Annotated in this window: 14 protein-coding genes; 5 read left to right on the top strand and 9 right to left on the bottom strand. The window is 72.7% G+C overall.

Translation table 11 applies throughout. The features are described from left to right. Positions 1 to 58: 58 nt before the first annotated feature. Positions 59 to 823 carry a hypothetical protein gene (locus tag OG462_RS18715; protein WP_406058974.1) on the bottom strand — a complete coding sequence of 255 codons (765 nt, stop codon included), beginning with the start codon at positions 821 to 823 and terminating at the stop codon, positions 59 to 61. A gap of 75 nt (positions 824 to 898) precedes the next feature. After that, positions 899 to 1,723 (bottom strand): DUF4352 domain-containing protein, encoded by an 825-nt coding sequence (locus OG462_RS18710; protein ID WP_406058972.1) that lies wholly within the window; start codon positions 1,721 to 1,723, stop codon positions 899 to 901. Positions 1,724 to 1,948: 225 nt separating this feature from the next. Here OG462_RS18710 and OG462_RS18705 point away from each other — a divergent pair, with 225 nt between their 5' ends. From OG462_RS18705 to OG462_RS18690, 4 genes are all read left to right on the top strand, one after another. Beyond that, positions 1,949 to 4,096 (top strand): N-6 DNA methylase, encoded by a 2,148-nt coding sequence (locus OG462_RS18705; protein ID WP_406066604.1) that lies wholly within the window; start codon positions 1,949 to 1,951, stop codon positions 4,094 to 4,096. A 193-nt stretch (positions 4,097 to 4,289) separates the two neighbouring features. Further along, on the top strand, positions 4,290 to 4,892 hold the full coding sequence (locus tag OG462_RS18700) for a hypothetical protein (RefSeq protein WP_406058970.1): 603 nt from the start codon (positions 4,290 to 4,292) through the stop codon (positions 4,890 to 4,892). Further along, on the top strand, positions 4,889 to 6,496 hold the full coding sequence (locus OG462_RS18695) for a protein kinase domain-containing protein (RefSeq protein ID WP_406058968.1): 1,608 nt from the start codon (positions 4,889 to 4,891) through the stop codon (positions 6,494 to 6,496). The genes OG462_RS18700 and OG462_RS18695 overlap by 4 nt, the downstream gene beginning before the upstream one ends. A 127-nt stretch (positions 6,497 to 6,623) precedes the next feature. Next, entirely contained in the window at positions 6,624 to 7,019 is a 396-nt protein-coding gene (locus OG462_RS18690) for a hypothetical protein (RefSeq protein ID WP_406058966.1), read from the top strand. 78 nt (positions 7,020 to 7,097) lie between these two features. On the opposite strand, the gene OG462_RS18685 is transcribed toward OG462_RS18690, so the two are convergent. The 4 genes from OG462_RS18685 to OG462_RS18670 form a co-directional block, all read right to left on the bottom strand. Further along, the gene (locus tag OG462_RS18685; protein WP_406058964.1) at positions 7,098 to 7,538 is read right to left on the bottom strand and encodes a hypothetical protein; all 441 of its coding nucleotides are present in this window, start codon (positions 7,536 to 7,538) and stop codon (positions 7,098 to 7,100) included. After that, positions 7,535 to 8,200, bottom strand: coding sequence for an RNA polymerase sigma factor (locus OG462_RS18680; RefSeq protein ID WP_406066602.1), 666 nt, complete (start codon positions 8,198 to 8,200; stop codon positions 7,535 to 7,537). Before OG462_RS18680 ends, OG462_RS18685 begins: the two co-directional genes overlap by 4 nt. A gap of 99 nt (positions 8,201 to 8,299) precedes the next feature. Next, positions 8,300 to 8,689 (bottom strand): hypothetical protein, encoded by a 390-nt coding sequence (locus OG462_RS18675; protein WP_406058962.1) that lies wholly within the window; start codon positions 8,687 to 8,689, stop codon positions 8,300 to 8,302. Between the two features lie 810 nt (positions 8,690 to 9,499). Beyond that, positions 9,500 to 9,913 (bottom strand): ML domain-containing protein, encoded by a 414-nt coding sequence (locus OG462_RS18670; protein ID WP_406058960.1) that lies wholly within the window; start codon positions 9,911 to 9,913, stop codon positions 9,500 to 9,502. 314 nt (positions 9,914 to 10,227) lie between these two features. On the opposite strand from OG462_RS18670, the gene OG462_RS18665 reads away from it, so the two are divergent. After that, complete coding sequence (locus OG462_RS18665) at positions 10,228 to 11,166, top strand: helix-turn-helix domain-containing protein (protein WP_406058959.1); 939 nt, start codon at positions 10,228 to 10,230, stop codon at positions 11,164 to 11,166. Positions 11,167 to 11,188: 22 nt separating this feature from the next. On the opposite strand, the gene OG462_RS18660 is transcribed toward OG462_RS18665, so the two are convergent. The 3 genes from OG462_RS18660 to OG462_RS18650 all read right to left on the bottom strand — a co-directional run bounded on the left by OG462_RS18660 (position 11,189) and on the right by OG462_RS18650 (position 13,752). Next, positions 11,189 to 11,716, bottom strand: coding sequence for an RICIN domain-containing protein (locus tag OG462_RS18660; protein WP_406058957.1), 528 nt, complete (start codon positions 11,714 to 11,716; stop codon positions 11,189 to 11,191). 201 nt (positions 11,717 to 11,917) lie between these two features. Further along, complete coding sequence (locus tag OG462_RS18655; RefSeq protein WP_406058955.1) at positions 11,918 to 12,511, bottom strand: GNAT family N-acetyltransferase; 594 nt, start codon at positions 12,509 to 12,511, stop codon at positions 11,918 to 11,920. A gap of 230 nt (positions 12,512 to 12,741) precedes the next feature. Next, on the bottom strand, positions 12,742 to 13,752 hold the full coding sequence (locus OG462_RS18650) for a quinone oxidoreductase family protein (RefSeq protein ID WP_406058954.1): 1,011 nt from the start codon (positions 13,750 to 13,752) through the stop codon (positions 12,742 to 12,744). Positions 13,753 to 13,756: the final 4 nt, after the last annotated feature.

The raw sequence follows: 13,756 nt of genomic DNA, 5'->3' as shown, positions 1-13,756 counted from the left end.
GCGTGAGGGGGCCGCTCCCCGGTAGCGGCCCCCTCACGCGTACGCGTGTGTCATCCGGTCAGTCGGTCCTGACGATGTTCTTGGCAGCCGGGACCTTCGCCACGACCGGCTTCCCGTACTGCGAGAACGCGATCGTCCCCGGCTCGTCGCCGCCCACCGTGACCATCTTCAGGACGTACGGCGTGCCCTCCGTGGCCACGTACAGCGTGGACGACTCGCCCTTGTCCCCCGGCTCCGTCAGCTTCAGCGCCTTCTGCCCGTCGACGGTCGTCTCCTCGCCCTTCACGATGCCGCTCGCACCCTGCTCGAACCCGTCGAGGAGCGACTTCAGGTCGCAGAGCTGCAGCATGTCCTTCGCGTCGGGGTCGGACAGCGGCGCCTCCAGCCAGCGGCCCCTGAGCTCCTTGAGCGTGGCCTCCTGCACCTCCGGGCTCTCCTCCTTGACCTGCTCCCGCAGGTAGGCCTCGTCGAAGCGCATGTACACGTTCTTGTCGTCGGCCTTGATGAGCTCGGCCGTGCTGGTCGCTCCCAGTGTCAGCGTGCCCGCGCAGTTCCCCCGGGTGTCGAGGGCGAGGAAGCCGCTCGTCGGCTCGTCGGGGGACTTCAGGTCGACGCGTACGGTCAGGGACTTCGCCGCCTTCGTCGCCGCGAAGGCCTTGTCGACGATCTGCGACCCCGTCAGGTCCCCGAACGGGCCCGCCGCCGGCTTCGTGTCCTCGCCGAACGGGCCGCAGGCGGCGGCGCCGAGCGCGACGGTCGCGCACAGCAGGGCGGCGACAGCGGTACGACGGGTCCGGGGGCGGGGGTGGGTGGCTGCGCGCATGGTGGTGGTGTCTCCGAGGAGGGAAGTACGGGGGAGGGGCGGGGCAGGGAGGCGGAGGGTGCGGACCGACCCGGGTCAGCCGAGCTTCAGCTCCCACTGGGCGGCGTCGTAGGCGAAGCCCGGGGTGACCTCGACGGTCAGGTTCTTGGCGTCCTTCGGGGCGTCGAAGACGTAGGTGACGGTGGCCTTCTTGCCGGGCAGGACGGTGCCTTCGAAGCCCGTGCCGGCCTTCTCGTCGAAGACCTGCTCGGCCGTGACGCCGTCCTGACCCGCCCGCGCGCTCACCATGACGGCCACGGCGTCGAACTTCTCCTTGCCGGCGTTCTTGACGACGACGGTGACCTGGTAGGCCTTGTTGCCCTTGGTGTGGCCGGCCGCGTACTCGCTGGGCGTGTACGGCTTGGGGTTCGAGACCGTGACCTCGACGTCGTCCTCGTAGACCTGGGTGTCGCCGTCCGCCAGGCTGTCGCCCTTGTCGGCCGCCGGGGGCTTCGACGGGGAGTCCGCGGGGGCCTTGCCCGCCGGGGCGGTGCTGCTCGGGGCGCTCGACGGGTCCTTCGGGGCCGTCTCCTTGATGCTCTTGTCGAGCTCGTCGACCGCGTTGCTGACGGCCGTGACCGTGATGACCAGGCCGACGACCGAGAGGACCAGGGACACGAGGCCCAGGATGACGCCGGTGAGCGCCACTCCCTTGTTGTTCGCCTCGCCGCGCTTGACGCGGCCCTTGCCGACGAGGCCCAGGATCAGGGCGATCAGGCCGAGGATGCCGGCCAGCCAGAAGAGGAGCGGGATCAGCCCGGAGACCGTGCCGATGATGCCGAGGATCAGGGCGGCGGTGCCGAGTCCGTTGCGCATCGGCGTGAGCGGCGCGGCAGGCGGAACCTGGGTGTCGTACGACATGGGTGTGTCCTCCCGGACAGAGAAGATGTCTGGCGCGATGGGTCAATCAGACCAGAGGCTGTGAACCGAGTCAACACGGTTCACGAGAAACAGATCGGCTCACGCTGTGAAGTGGTGCGGCGTGCGTTCGTCAGTAAGATCGGAGTCACACGAGGACGCGTCAGCGGGTGAGCCAGGGAGATGGGTCAGGTGCCGGAGAGCGCAGCAGAGTCGGGCGCAACAGAGGTGACCGCCGCCGGGATCGCCCGGCTCGCCGGGGTCGGCCGGGCCGCCGTCAGCAACTGGCGCCGCCGCCATCCCGATTTCCCCAAGCCCGTGGGCGGCACGGAGACCAGCCCGTCCTTCGCCCTCGCCGAGGTCGAACGATGGCTCCGCGACCAGGGCAAACTGGCCGAGGTCCCGCTCCGCGAGCGCGTCTGGCAGCAGATCGCGGGCCATCCGGCCGGCGCGGTCACCGCCCTCGTGCACGCGGGCTGCGCGCTCCTTCTCGTACGGGACCGGTCGGCGGCCTGGCCGTCGCTGGCCGAGCTTCCGGACGAGCGGCTCGTGGAGGTGCTGCCGGTCGCCCTGGAGGAGACGCTCACCGAGCGCATCGGCCCGGAGCGGGCCGTCCTCACCCCCACCGCGCCCGCGCTGAAGGCCTCCGTGCCCTTGCTGCGGGGAGCCGCCGAGCTCGCGGCCGAGACGGGTGTCCGGGAGGCCTTCGAGTTCCTGCTCGGCCGTCACCTCGACGCCAACCCGCGCCAGTACACGCTGACGCCCCCCGGGCCCGCGGCCCTCATGGCGGCGCTGGCCGGAGCCGGAACCCGCATGGAAGCAACGGGAGAAGCGACGGGAGAGGCAACGGGAGAGGCAACGGGAGAAGAGTCGGGGAAGGCGAACCGGAAGGCGACCCGGAAGGCGCCCGCCACCCCCCTCACCGTCCTCGATCCCGCCTCCGGCACCGGAAGCCTGCTGAGCGCGGTCGAGCACCCCGGTGCCGTCTGCGGCCAGGACGCCGACCCCGACCTCGCCGCGCTGACCGCCCTGCGCCTGGCGCTCTCCACCGACGCCGACATCCGGGTCAGGACCGGTGACAGCCTGCGTGCCGACGCCTTCCCGACGCTGGCCGCGGACGCCGTCCTGTGCCACCCGCCGTTCAACGAACGCAACTGGGGCCACGACGAGCTCGCCTACGACCCCCGCTGGGAGTACGGCTTCCCCGCCCGCACGGAGTCCGAACTGGCCTGGGTGCAGCACGCCCTCGCCCGGCTCCGCCCCGGCGGCACCGCCGTCCTCCTCATGCCGCCGGCCGCCGCCTCCCGCCGCTCGGGCCGCCGGATCCGCGCCGATCTGCTCCGCCGGGGCGCCCTGCGGGCCGTCGTCGCGCTCCCGGCCGGCGCGGCGCCCCCGTACGGCGTCCCGCTGCATCTGTGGGTGCTGCGCAAGCCGGTCCAGGGCGAACGCCACGCCGCCGAACTCCTCCTCGTCGACACCGCCTCCGAGCACACCGGTCAGGCCAGGGACGGTCAGGGCCGTGACCGGCTCGACTGGCCGGCCGTGCACACCGCCGTACTGGAGGCCTGGAAGCCGTTCGACCGGGACGGGACCGTGGCCGGGGCGCCGGGGGCGAGCCGCTCCGTCCCCGTGATCGAGCTGCTGGACGACGACGTGGACCTGGCTCCCGCCCGGCACCTGCCGCCTCCGGCCGCCGCCGAGGGCGCGGCCCAGCTGACGGGGGTCCGGGAGCGGCTGACGGAGACCCTGCGCCGTACGCGGGAGCTGACGCCGCCGCCCATGACGGACCCGGCGGGCGCCGTCGGCGTCGGCCGGCCCACCACGACGGTCGGCGAACTCGCGCGCGCCGGGGCCCTGACGCTGCGCGCGGGCGGCGCGGGCACGGCCCCGGCCGGCGCCCCGGTCGCCGTCCTCACCGACCACGACGTCCTGGCCGTGCGGCCGCCGTCGGGCGCGCTGCCCGACGGCCCGCCCGAGGAGCCGGTCCTCCTGGCCGCCGGTGACGTGGTCGTCCCGGTCCTGGGCGGTGGCGCGATGGTCCGGGTCGTCGACGACTCGGCGGCGGGCGCCGCGCTCGGCCGCAACCTCCAGCTGTTGCGCCCCGATCCGGCGGCCCTCGACCCCTGGTTCCTGGCGGGTTTCCTCCGGGCCACCGCCAACACCCGGCAGGCCAGCAGCTACGCCTCGACCGCGACCCGCGTGGACGTCCGCCGTCTCCAGCTCCCGCGCCTGCCCCTGTCGGAGCAGCGCCGCTTCGGCGACCGCTTCCGCGCCCTTGGCGCCTTCGAGGACGCCCTGCGCGAGACCTCCCGCCTGGGCGACCAGCTGGTCCAGGGGCTGTACGACGGACTGGCCGACGGCACGGTGGCGCCCTGACGGCCACGTGATCCGTCCGGCTCGCTCGGCGACTCCGCGCGGCGGCTCGTTCGGGGACTCGTTCGGCGGCTCGTTCGGGGACTCCGCGCAGGGGACTCCGCTCCGCAACGGTTCGGGGTATCCCGGATCCGTTGTCCGAACGGGTGTATACGCTCGTCTCCGCACCCGATCCGTTCGAGCAGGAGCAGCAGGAATGTACGGCCCTCCGCAGGCCCCGCACGCCCCGCAGTCGCCTCAGCCGTCGCAATCGCCGAAGGGACCCGCCCCCGGCGGGCTCGTCGCTCTGCGCGTGCTGTTCTGCGCGCTTTCCCTGCTCAGCTGCGGTTTCCTCGGCTGGGCGCCGTTGCTGCGGCTCGCGATCGTCACCCGCAAGGCGTGGGACTGGGCGCTGTTCGGGCTCGCCCTGCTCGGGTCGGCCGCGCTCTTCACGTACATCGCCGTCACGGGTGAGGAGGTGGGCAGCGATCTGGAGGCCTTCCTCGGGATCGGCGCGATCGTGATCCTGTCGGCCGGCTCGATCGCGTACTACCTGGTCGCGGAGATCCGCCACTTCGAGCGGCTCCGTACGCCGCCGGCGCAGCACCACCCGCTCGGGTACGCGTACGGCACCGCCGTCACCGCGCCCCATGGGGTCGCACCCCAGAACCCGTACCTCGGCGAAGCCCCGTCCGTCCCCGTCCCCGCCCCCCACGTCCCCAACACCCCTCGCGCCGACCGCATCGACCAGGTCCGCGCCGAGCTCGACGAGCTCAGCGACCTGCTCCGGCACACCGGGGAAGGCGACGGTCGGGCGTGAACGGGCGGGTCATCGGCGGGCGTTACGAGCTCGCCACCGTCATCGGACAGGGCGGCATGGGTCAGGTCTGGACGGCGTACGACCGGAGGCTCGACCGCCGGGTCGCGGTGAAGCTGCTCCGGCCGGCCATCATGACGGGCCCCGCCACCGCCGCCGACGAGCTGCGCCGCCGCTTCGTGCGCGAGTGCCGGGTGACCGCGCACGTCGACCACCCCGGTCTGGTCACCGTCCACGACGCGGGCAGCGAGGGCGAGGACCTGTATCTCGTCATGCAGTACGTGGAGGGCGCCGACCTCGCCGACCATCTCGCCGAGCACGACCCGTACCCCTGGGAGTGGGCGGTCAGTGTCGCCGCGCAGCTGTGTGCCGTGCTCGCCGCCGTCCACGCCGTGCCGATCGTGCACCGCGACCTCAAACCGCGGAACGTGATGGTCCGCCCCGACGGTTCGGTCATCGTCCTCGACCTCGGTGTCGCCTCCGTCCTCGACAGCGACACCACCCGCCTCACCCACACCGGTTCCCCCATCGGCAGCCCGGCCTACATGGCGCCCGAGCAGGCCATGGGCGGTGCCGTCGGACCCTCCACCGACCTGTACGCGCTCGGCGTGCTGCTGCACGAACTCCTCAGCGGGAACGTGCCGTTCGCCGGGTCCACCGCGCTCGGGGTCCTCCACCGGCATCTGTACGAGGCTCCCGTACCGCTCCGACAGCTGCGGCCCGAAGTCCCCGAGCCCCTCGAAGCGCTCGTCCTCCGGCTGCTCGCCAAGGACCCGAGGGAGCGGCCCTCCGGCGCGCACGAGGTGTACGAACACCTGCTGCCGCTGCTTCCCGCGCGCGGGGCCCCGGCGGGCCCGATGGACCCGACCCGGCCGTTCCTCCGCCCGCACGCGCCCTGGCCGGACCGCCCGGCGGCGGCGCCGGCTGCCGCGGTTCCCACGACGGCCGTTCCGGCAGGGGTTCAGGCCGTTCCGGTGCAGGCCCCGCCGCCCGCGCCGCCCGTGCCGCCCACCGTCCCCCGGGCCGACCCGAGGACCTCGTATCCGCCGCCCCCCGCCCGCCCCGATGTCGCCGCCGCCGTGGACGAGGTGAAGCGGTTGCTCGGCGAGGGGGCGCTCACCCAGGCCGTGGACATGCTCGGCGCGATCCTGCCCGCGGCCGCCGCAGAACACGGCGAGCGGTCGCCGGTCGTCCGCATCCTGCGCAAGCAGTACGCGTCCACGCTGATGGACGACGGCCAGTACCGGCGCGCGCTGCCCGAGCTGCGCCGCCTCGCGGCGGACCGCGACGCGGAGGCGGGCGCGGCGGATCCGCAGGCCCTGCAGTTCCGGTACGACGCCGCCCTGTGCCTGGAGCAGCTCGGGGAAACGGCTGCCGCGCTCACCGAGTTCCGCGCGGTCCTGCCGTACTACGAGGGGGATCCGGCGCGCGCCTTCGACATCCGGCAGCGGGTCGCCCTGCTCCTCGTGGCGACGGGGGAGCACGCGGCCGGGCAGGACCAGCTCCAGCGGCTGCTGTTCGACGCGGAGCGCGCGTACGGCCCGTATCACCCGCTTCCGGCGGACTTGCGGAGGGTGCTGGAGCACCAGCGGCAGCTGGGGCCGTGATCCTGACGGAACGCCAGGATCACGACTCGACAACTGATCGACCCGTGCGCCTTCATGATCCCTTTTGACCGTTTTGTTGCATGTAATCTTCGCGTCTGATCATGTCCGCGCCCCCAAGGAATCCCTCATGACGACGCCGCCCGCGCCCCTCTCCCCCGAGCAGCCCGCCGCCTCGGAGCAGCCCGCCCCCGCGAAGAAGGGCAGCCGCATCCTCAAGAAGGTCGGCGGTGTCGTCCTCGCGATCGCCCTCGCCCTCGGCGTGAAGCTCGGCCTGCCGTACCTCACCGGCGACGCCCCCGTGCACGCCAAGGCCGGCGAGTGCGTCACCGTGACGGGCCCGGACAACGACCCCAAGGTCGACACCACGGACTGCTCCTCGGGCAAGGCCGACCTGTTCAAGGTCGTCAAGGTCATCGACGACACCTTCGACGTGAACAAGTGCGGCACGGAGCTGTCGGCGCTCGCGCAGCAGCTGGAGTCGGACAAGTTCGTGCTGTGCCTCGAAGAGGTCCCCGCGAAGTAGTTCGCGCGAACAGCCTTCCGAGAAGGGCCGGAACCCCCGTGAGGGTTCCGGCCCTTCTCGCATGCCCGACGAGACGCGCTACGGCTGCCCGACGGGCTTCGGCCCGCGCCCGGGCGTCGAGGGCGCCCCGGGCTTCGGCTCGGCCTCAGGTCCCGCCTCCGCCCCGGGCTTCGGCTCCGCCCCGGGTCCGGCGACGGACGGGGCGACCACGGCGGGCGTCGGCGTGACCGGGGACTTGCTGATACCCGGGGGGCGGGCGGGCGGCGCCGGGGTCGGGGCGACCGTGCTGCCGGGCACCAGGACGACCAGCAGGTACGCGGCCGCCACGGCGGCGACGGCGCCCAGCGAGGCGAAGGCGAGGCCACGCACCCGCCGCAGCCCCCGACTCCGCCCCTGAGGGGGCTCGTCGTGACGCAGATCCCGGTACGTGACGAGGGCGGCGCGGGCGGCGAACGCGGCCCGCAGCCGCTCCTCCGTGACGGTGAGGGGATCCTGGCGGCCCTCGGCATGCGGTCTCATCGGCCCGCCTCCAGCTTCTTCTCCAAGGCGTCGAGCGCGCGGCTCGCCGTGGACTTCACCGTGCCGCGCGAGAGGCCGAGCGTCTGCGCGATCTGCGCCTCGGTCAGCTCCGACCAGTAGCGCAGGACGAGGACCTCGCGCTGGCGGCGGGTCAGCCCGCCGAGCGCGTCGAGCACGTGCCGGTGCTCCTCGGCGAGCAGCAGACCCTCGTCGACGGGCGGCCCGGCGACCGGGTGGGGAGGGGTGTACGCGCGCGCGGTGCGACGCCTGCGCAGCACGGAGCGGGCCGCGTTGACCACGGCGGTGTGCAGGTACGCGCCCGGGTCCTGGAGCCCGTGCAGGGAGGTGCCGTACGTCCGGCACACGGCGGCGAACGCGTCCTGGACGACGTCCTCGGCGGTGTGCAGGTCGTCGACGAGGAAGAGCGCGAGCCGCACCATGTCGAGCCGTCGCGCGCGGTAGAGCTCGGTCAGGGTGGGCGGCGGCTCGTGGTCGTACGAGTCGCCCACGGCATGCAGATGCCGCCCCCGCCCCCGTACGGTCGCGGGCGCGTCGTCGTCGAACCGGGTCCGGGTCCGGGAGATGCGGGCGAGCAGCCGGCCCCACCAGGGCGACGGCCGGTCGTCGGGTACGGCTGCGGGTACGGATATGGCGTACGACAACTGCACGGTCCTCGTTCCGTTGCGGGAAGGAGGGACGACCGGACCGAAACCTGCGCAAGCCCGACCCGGTCGCCCACTCCACGGTGCTACCGCGTGGGGCTACTTCTGGATGACGCGGGGCGCGACGCCGGCCGGAGCCGCCGCCGGCTTGGCCGCGGGGGCCGCGGCGGGGGCGGGCTGTGCCACGGGCTTGGCACCCTGGGCGGACGCGGGCGCGGGCGCCGGCTTGCCGGGCGCGACGACCTTCGGAGCGACGGCCGGAGCCGGGGCGGCGAGGGGCTTGGCGGCCTTCGGGGCGACGGCCGGGGCCGGGGCGGCCTCGGGGGCGGCGTCGGGGGCTGCGACCTTCGGCGCGGCCGGGGCGGGCTTCGGGCCGGAGTCGGCGACGGCCTGCGCGACGAAGCCGCCGCCGAGGAGGAGCGCGGCACCGGCGACGACGCCCAGGATCCGGGGGCGGGGGCGGAGGTTCCGCTTGACGTGGCTGGACATGGGGTTCTCCCGAGGAAGGGGACGGACACGGTCTGAAGGGCGCCTTCAACCCACCAGACGTCCGTCACCCCCCGAGGTTGCGACCCGAAGCAAGAAATCTCCCACCGGATCTCGGCGCCTGGGGTCTCGGTGCGCCCGCCAGGGTCTCGGCGCCTGGCGCCCCGGCGCTCTCGCCCGGATCTCCGCACCCGGGGATCCGGCGCCTCGCGCTCCCGGACGCCGCCCTCGCCGACGCCCTGCCCGCGCCCGCACCGCCGCTGGCTCCGCTCCTTCGGTGCCCCGCCGCCACTGTGGCTGCGCCCCTGGGCCTTCGGCGCCCGCCCCGCCGCTGGCTGCGCCCCCGCGCCTTCCGTGCCCCGCCGCCCCCGCTGTGGGCAACTGTTCCTCCCCCAGACTCCGTCCGGGGGGACCCCCAGGGGCGGAACGGGTGGGCACAACGGAACGGCGCCCCTTGCCGGGCCTAGACTTCCGCGCCTGAACCCGCACCACAGGTGCGCCGCCACTGCTTGGTGCGGGTCCAGGCACAAGGGGCGGAGGCGCCGCCGAGGGCGCCGTCCCGTGTGCCCACCCGTCCCGCCCCGCGGGACGATTGCCCACACGGCGGGCGGCGGGCGCGGGTGCCTGGCAACCGGGGTGTGCCCACACGGCGGGCGGTGGGTGCGGCTGCCCGGCTACCGGGGTGTGCCCGCGCGGCGGGCGTTGGGTGCGGCTGCTCGGCAGCGTGGGTGTGCCCACACGGCGGGCGTTGGGTGCGGGTGCCTGGCTACCGGGGTGTGCCCGCGCGGCGGGCGGTGGGTGCGGGCCCGGTGGTCAGCGCGTGAAGTCGAACCTGAACTTGAGGGTGGCCAGGTCCTCCTCGTTCGCGTTGAACGCGGCCACATCCAGGTTGAACTTGGCCTTCGGGACCTCCCTCGGGAGGTTCAGGGCGTACGTCAGCTCCACCTCGCCCGGCTTGATCGGTCCGCCCGCCGGGTCCGGGGTCACGGTCAGGGTGCCGCTGCGCAGTTCCTCGAAGAGGTCGATCTGCTTCTGCAGCAGCTTGATGAGGCCCAGTTTGACCGTGAGGTTGTAGAAGGCGCCCTCCTCGATGGCCTCCTGGACGGTCGCCTTGATGGTCATCTTCGCCGGACTGCCCGGCTGCGGCGGGTCCGGGGTGATGGTGATGCTCTGGATCTGCAGCGCGTCCGTGGGCAGGCCCGCGTCTTCGTAATCCCAAGTGCTCATGTCGCGGAGCGTAGCGTCAGCATCGCTCAACGTGTGCGATCGAAGCGCCCCGGCCGGGTCGTTCGGAGCCGCGACGCGGTTCGTCCCGACGTCCTTTTAAGTACTGAGGGCAAGTACCCACCCCTCCCCACCTGCTGTGAGTGGTTCCCCTGAGGGTGCGTCACCCACACGAGCGAACTCTGCCAACTGGGCTGGATCTTGGGGTGGTTGCCTGGCATATGCTCGCGGCGATCCGAACTGAAAATAGTTCGGCCCCCGACCGGGAGTCGCAATCCTGGCGAGGGCCTGACCAAACAGGAAGTAGACCCTTCCCGATGGATGCTCAGCACCCTAGCGCGCCCTCTTCCCGCACGGGCGTCATCCACGCCAACGTGCCGCACACCACGCGCTACACGATCGTCGGCAACCACCTCGCCCGGCACGAGCACCTCTCGCTGACCGCGATCGGCCTCGCCGTCCACATCCAGTCGTTGCCCGCCGGCACGCCCGTCGGCATCAAGGCGTTGGCCGGGCGCTTCCCCGAGGGCGAGATCCGCGTCGCCGCCGCGCTGCGCGAGCTGGAGGCGCACGGCTACCTCTCCCGGACGCGCGAGCGTCAGCCCAACGGCGAGATCAAGACCCGGACGGTTTCGTACAACCAGCCGGGCGGGTCAGCGGTCGCGGCTGAGGCTGACGACCCCGCGGACCCCGACCCCGACCCCGAGCCCGAGACCGACCCCGAGCCCGAGACCGAGCCCGAGACCGACCCCGAGACCGACACCGGCCCCGAGCGCGAGCTCACGTCGGGCTCCGAGACCGAGACCGAGACCGAGATCGAGGCCGAGTCCGAGCGGAAGCCGGCGCGCAAAAGCCCGGCCGGCCCCCTCCCCGAGGGTCCCGCCGCCCGACTCCTTCTCGATCTGCGGCGGCACGATCCCCGCATGCTGCTCTCCGCGCGGGACGTCCAGCACCTCGCCCCGGCCGTGGATGCCTGGTTCGCCCGGGGCGCGAGCCCGGAGGCCGTACGGCGGACCCTGCTCGGGGCGCTCCCCGAGACGCTCAGGCACCCGGCGGGCCTGCTGTCCCACCGCCTGACCAGCCTCCTGCCGCCCCCGCTGCCCACGCCGTCCCGCGCCACCGGCCCGTACCCGATCCAGTTCTGCGTCACCTGCGACGAAACGGCCTTCCGCGCCCCGGAACCGGGCCAGTGCCCGGACTGCGCCGCAGACGCCGCAGACGCCGCAGACGCGGCGGAGCTTCGGCGCGCAGCGTGAGTCAGTCTCCGTGCCGGCTCCCTCACATGGAGGACACGTTCCACAGGTCGAAGTACGAGTTGGTCTTCTCGTCGTTGCAGTCGAACAGCCGCGCCACCGCGCCCACCTGGTCGCCGCCCCACATGTTCACGCAGGTCGTCGCCGCCAGCTTCGGCTGGAACTTCCACAAGTGGTCGAAGCTCTCCACGCCCTTGCGGTTGAACAGGGAGTCGGTGGGGTCGTTGCAGTCGTAGAGCTTGATGTGCCCGCCACTGGCGGCGGTGGACTCGAAGTTGTTCAGGCAGTACTGCGGCCAGGCCTTGCTCTGGACCTTGAAGTACTGCGAGCCCGCGTCGACGACGTTCCACTTCTGGGCGTCGGTGCCGTTGCAGTACCACTGCTGGACGAACTGCCCGGGGTAGGCCTGGCTGTTCGGGATGTCCAGGCAGTAGCCGTTGCCGATGTTGATCTCGATGTTGTAGACGCTCGCGGCCTGCGCCGGGGCCGTCGACAGACCCAGGCCGGCGACCGCCGTGGCCGCCGTGAAGATCGCTGCGAATCTCTTGCGCATGACGTGGGTCCTCCCCGTAGAACTGCTCCGGCCCCGGCGCGAGCCGCCGCCCGGCCGCGCCACTGCCGCACATCCTGCGGCTCCGACCGTGCCGCGTCCGCCCCCGTGACCCCTGAGACGTCCCGGGACGGGGGAGACGGGACGGGGAAGGGGGCGGGAGAGAGGGGAGGTGGCCCCGGAGCGTCGTGCATACGACCTGGCTCAACCGGACGGCGTGACCGGGGACCACACGGCGAACCACTGCTCGGCGCCGTACTCCTCGAACCGCTCCACCTCGGTGAACCCGAGCTTCGCCGCGAGGCGCATCGCGCGCTCGTTGGCGGTCTGGGTGGAGAGCACCAGCGGCTCGCCGGGATGTGTGTCGGCGAACCAGTCGAGTGCCGCCGCGCACGCCTCGGCGGCGTACCCGCACCCCCACGCCTGCGGCAGGAACATGTAACCGAGCTCGGCCTCCCCGGCCTCCGGACGGACGTGCTCCGGACGGACGTGCTCCGGACGGACGTGCTCCGGACGGACGTGCCCCGGACGTCCCGCGTCGCGCCGATCGAGTGTGATCATGCCGATCATCGCTCCGTCGAGCTCGATCACGAAGAGGCCGGGGCGCCGTCCGGGCACCTCGGGCATCCCGCGTTCGAGCTCGTCACGCGGTCGGGAGCCGCCGACGTACGTGCCCACCTCGGGCGATGCGAACAGCTCGACGAACGCCGCACGGTCTCGGGCCTCGGACTCGCGGAGCACGAGCCGTTCGGTCCGTATCGGGGCAGGCGGCCATGTGACGGTTCCCGGTCCAGTCATACCGGGCAACCTATAGGCCGCCCTAGCTGTTCTGTCCCGGGAGGTTGTGGACGGGTGAGCCAGGTCTCGGCTGAGGGATCTTGAAGGGGTGTGACCCAGATACGCCAGAAACCCGCCAGAACTTGATCTTGGCCTGCTGAGTGCCTGACGCTGTCGGGGATCTTGGCGATGGCGGTCGGCCATGCCCTCGACATCTCAGTCTCCAAGATCCCCGACCTCGTCACCCGCGATCAGCTCTGCGTCTCCTCGCGGCGTCCAATAGCGGCCGCATCGGGTATGACGAGCAGCTTGCCGGTGGTACGCCGAGCCTCCAGATCGCTGTGGGCCTGGGCGGCCTCGGACAATGCGTAGCGGCCCGTTACGGTGACCTCAAGCGCCTTGGAGCGCACCCACTCGAACACATCGGCGGCCCGTCGGAGCAGTTCGGACCGATCGGCGATGAAGTCCCCGAGGCTGGGCCGGATCAGGGTCAGCGAACCGCCGTGGGCGAGCCGAATCGGATCAAACGGCGGCACGGCACCACTTGCCGCGCCGAAGAGCACGAGATGGCCGCGGGTTCGCAGGCTGGCGAGGCTCGCATCGAAGGTGTGCGCGCCGACGCCGTCGAAGACAACCGGCAGTCCCTGACCGCCGTTGAGCCGCCTCACCTCGGCTGCGAGATCGTCGACTGCGGAGGAAAGGATCACCTCAGCGGCCCCGGCACGCTTCGCCAGCTCGGCCTTCGCCGTGGTCGACGTCGTGCCGATCACCCTGCCGCCGAGATGGGTGATGAGCTGGGTCAAAAGCAGCCCCATGCCACCAGCAGCCGCATGCACGAGCACCGTGTCGCCCCCCTGAACCGGGTAGGCGTCCTTGACGAGATAGTGCGCGGTCATGCCTTGGAGGAGCACGGCGGCGGCTGTCTCGAAGCCGATATCGTCGGGCAGCGGCACCAGCCGGGAGGAGTCCACGACGGCCCGCTCGGCATACGTGCCGGGAATCTCCACCCAACCGACCCGGTCCCCGACTGCGACGTCAGCGACGCCGGGTCCAACTTCGACGACCGTGCCGGCGCCCTCAGCGCCCGGGGTGAAGGGCAGCGGGAGGCTGTACCGGCCTTCGCGGTGGTAGACGTCGAGGAAGTTGACCCCCGATGCGGCGACCTCCACGATCGCCTCGCCCGGACCCGGCCGCGGCTGGTCCACCTTGGCCTCCTGCAGCACCTCGGGACCGCCCACTGCGTACACCTGAATCGCTCGCATGTTC

It is taken from the genome of Streptomyces sp. NBC_01077 (genome assembly GCF_045162855.1).
Classification (GTDB): domain Bacteria; phylum Actinomycetota; class Actinomycetes; order Streptomycetales; family Streptomycetaceae; genus Streptomyces.
Note: the sequence above shows the minus strand (reverse complement) of the source record. Positions and strands in the feature narration are given on the sequence as shown.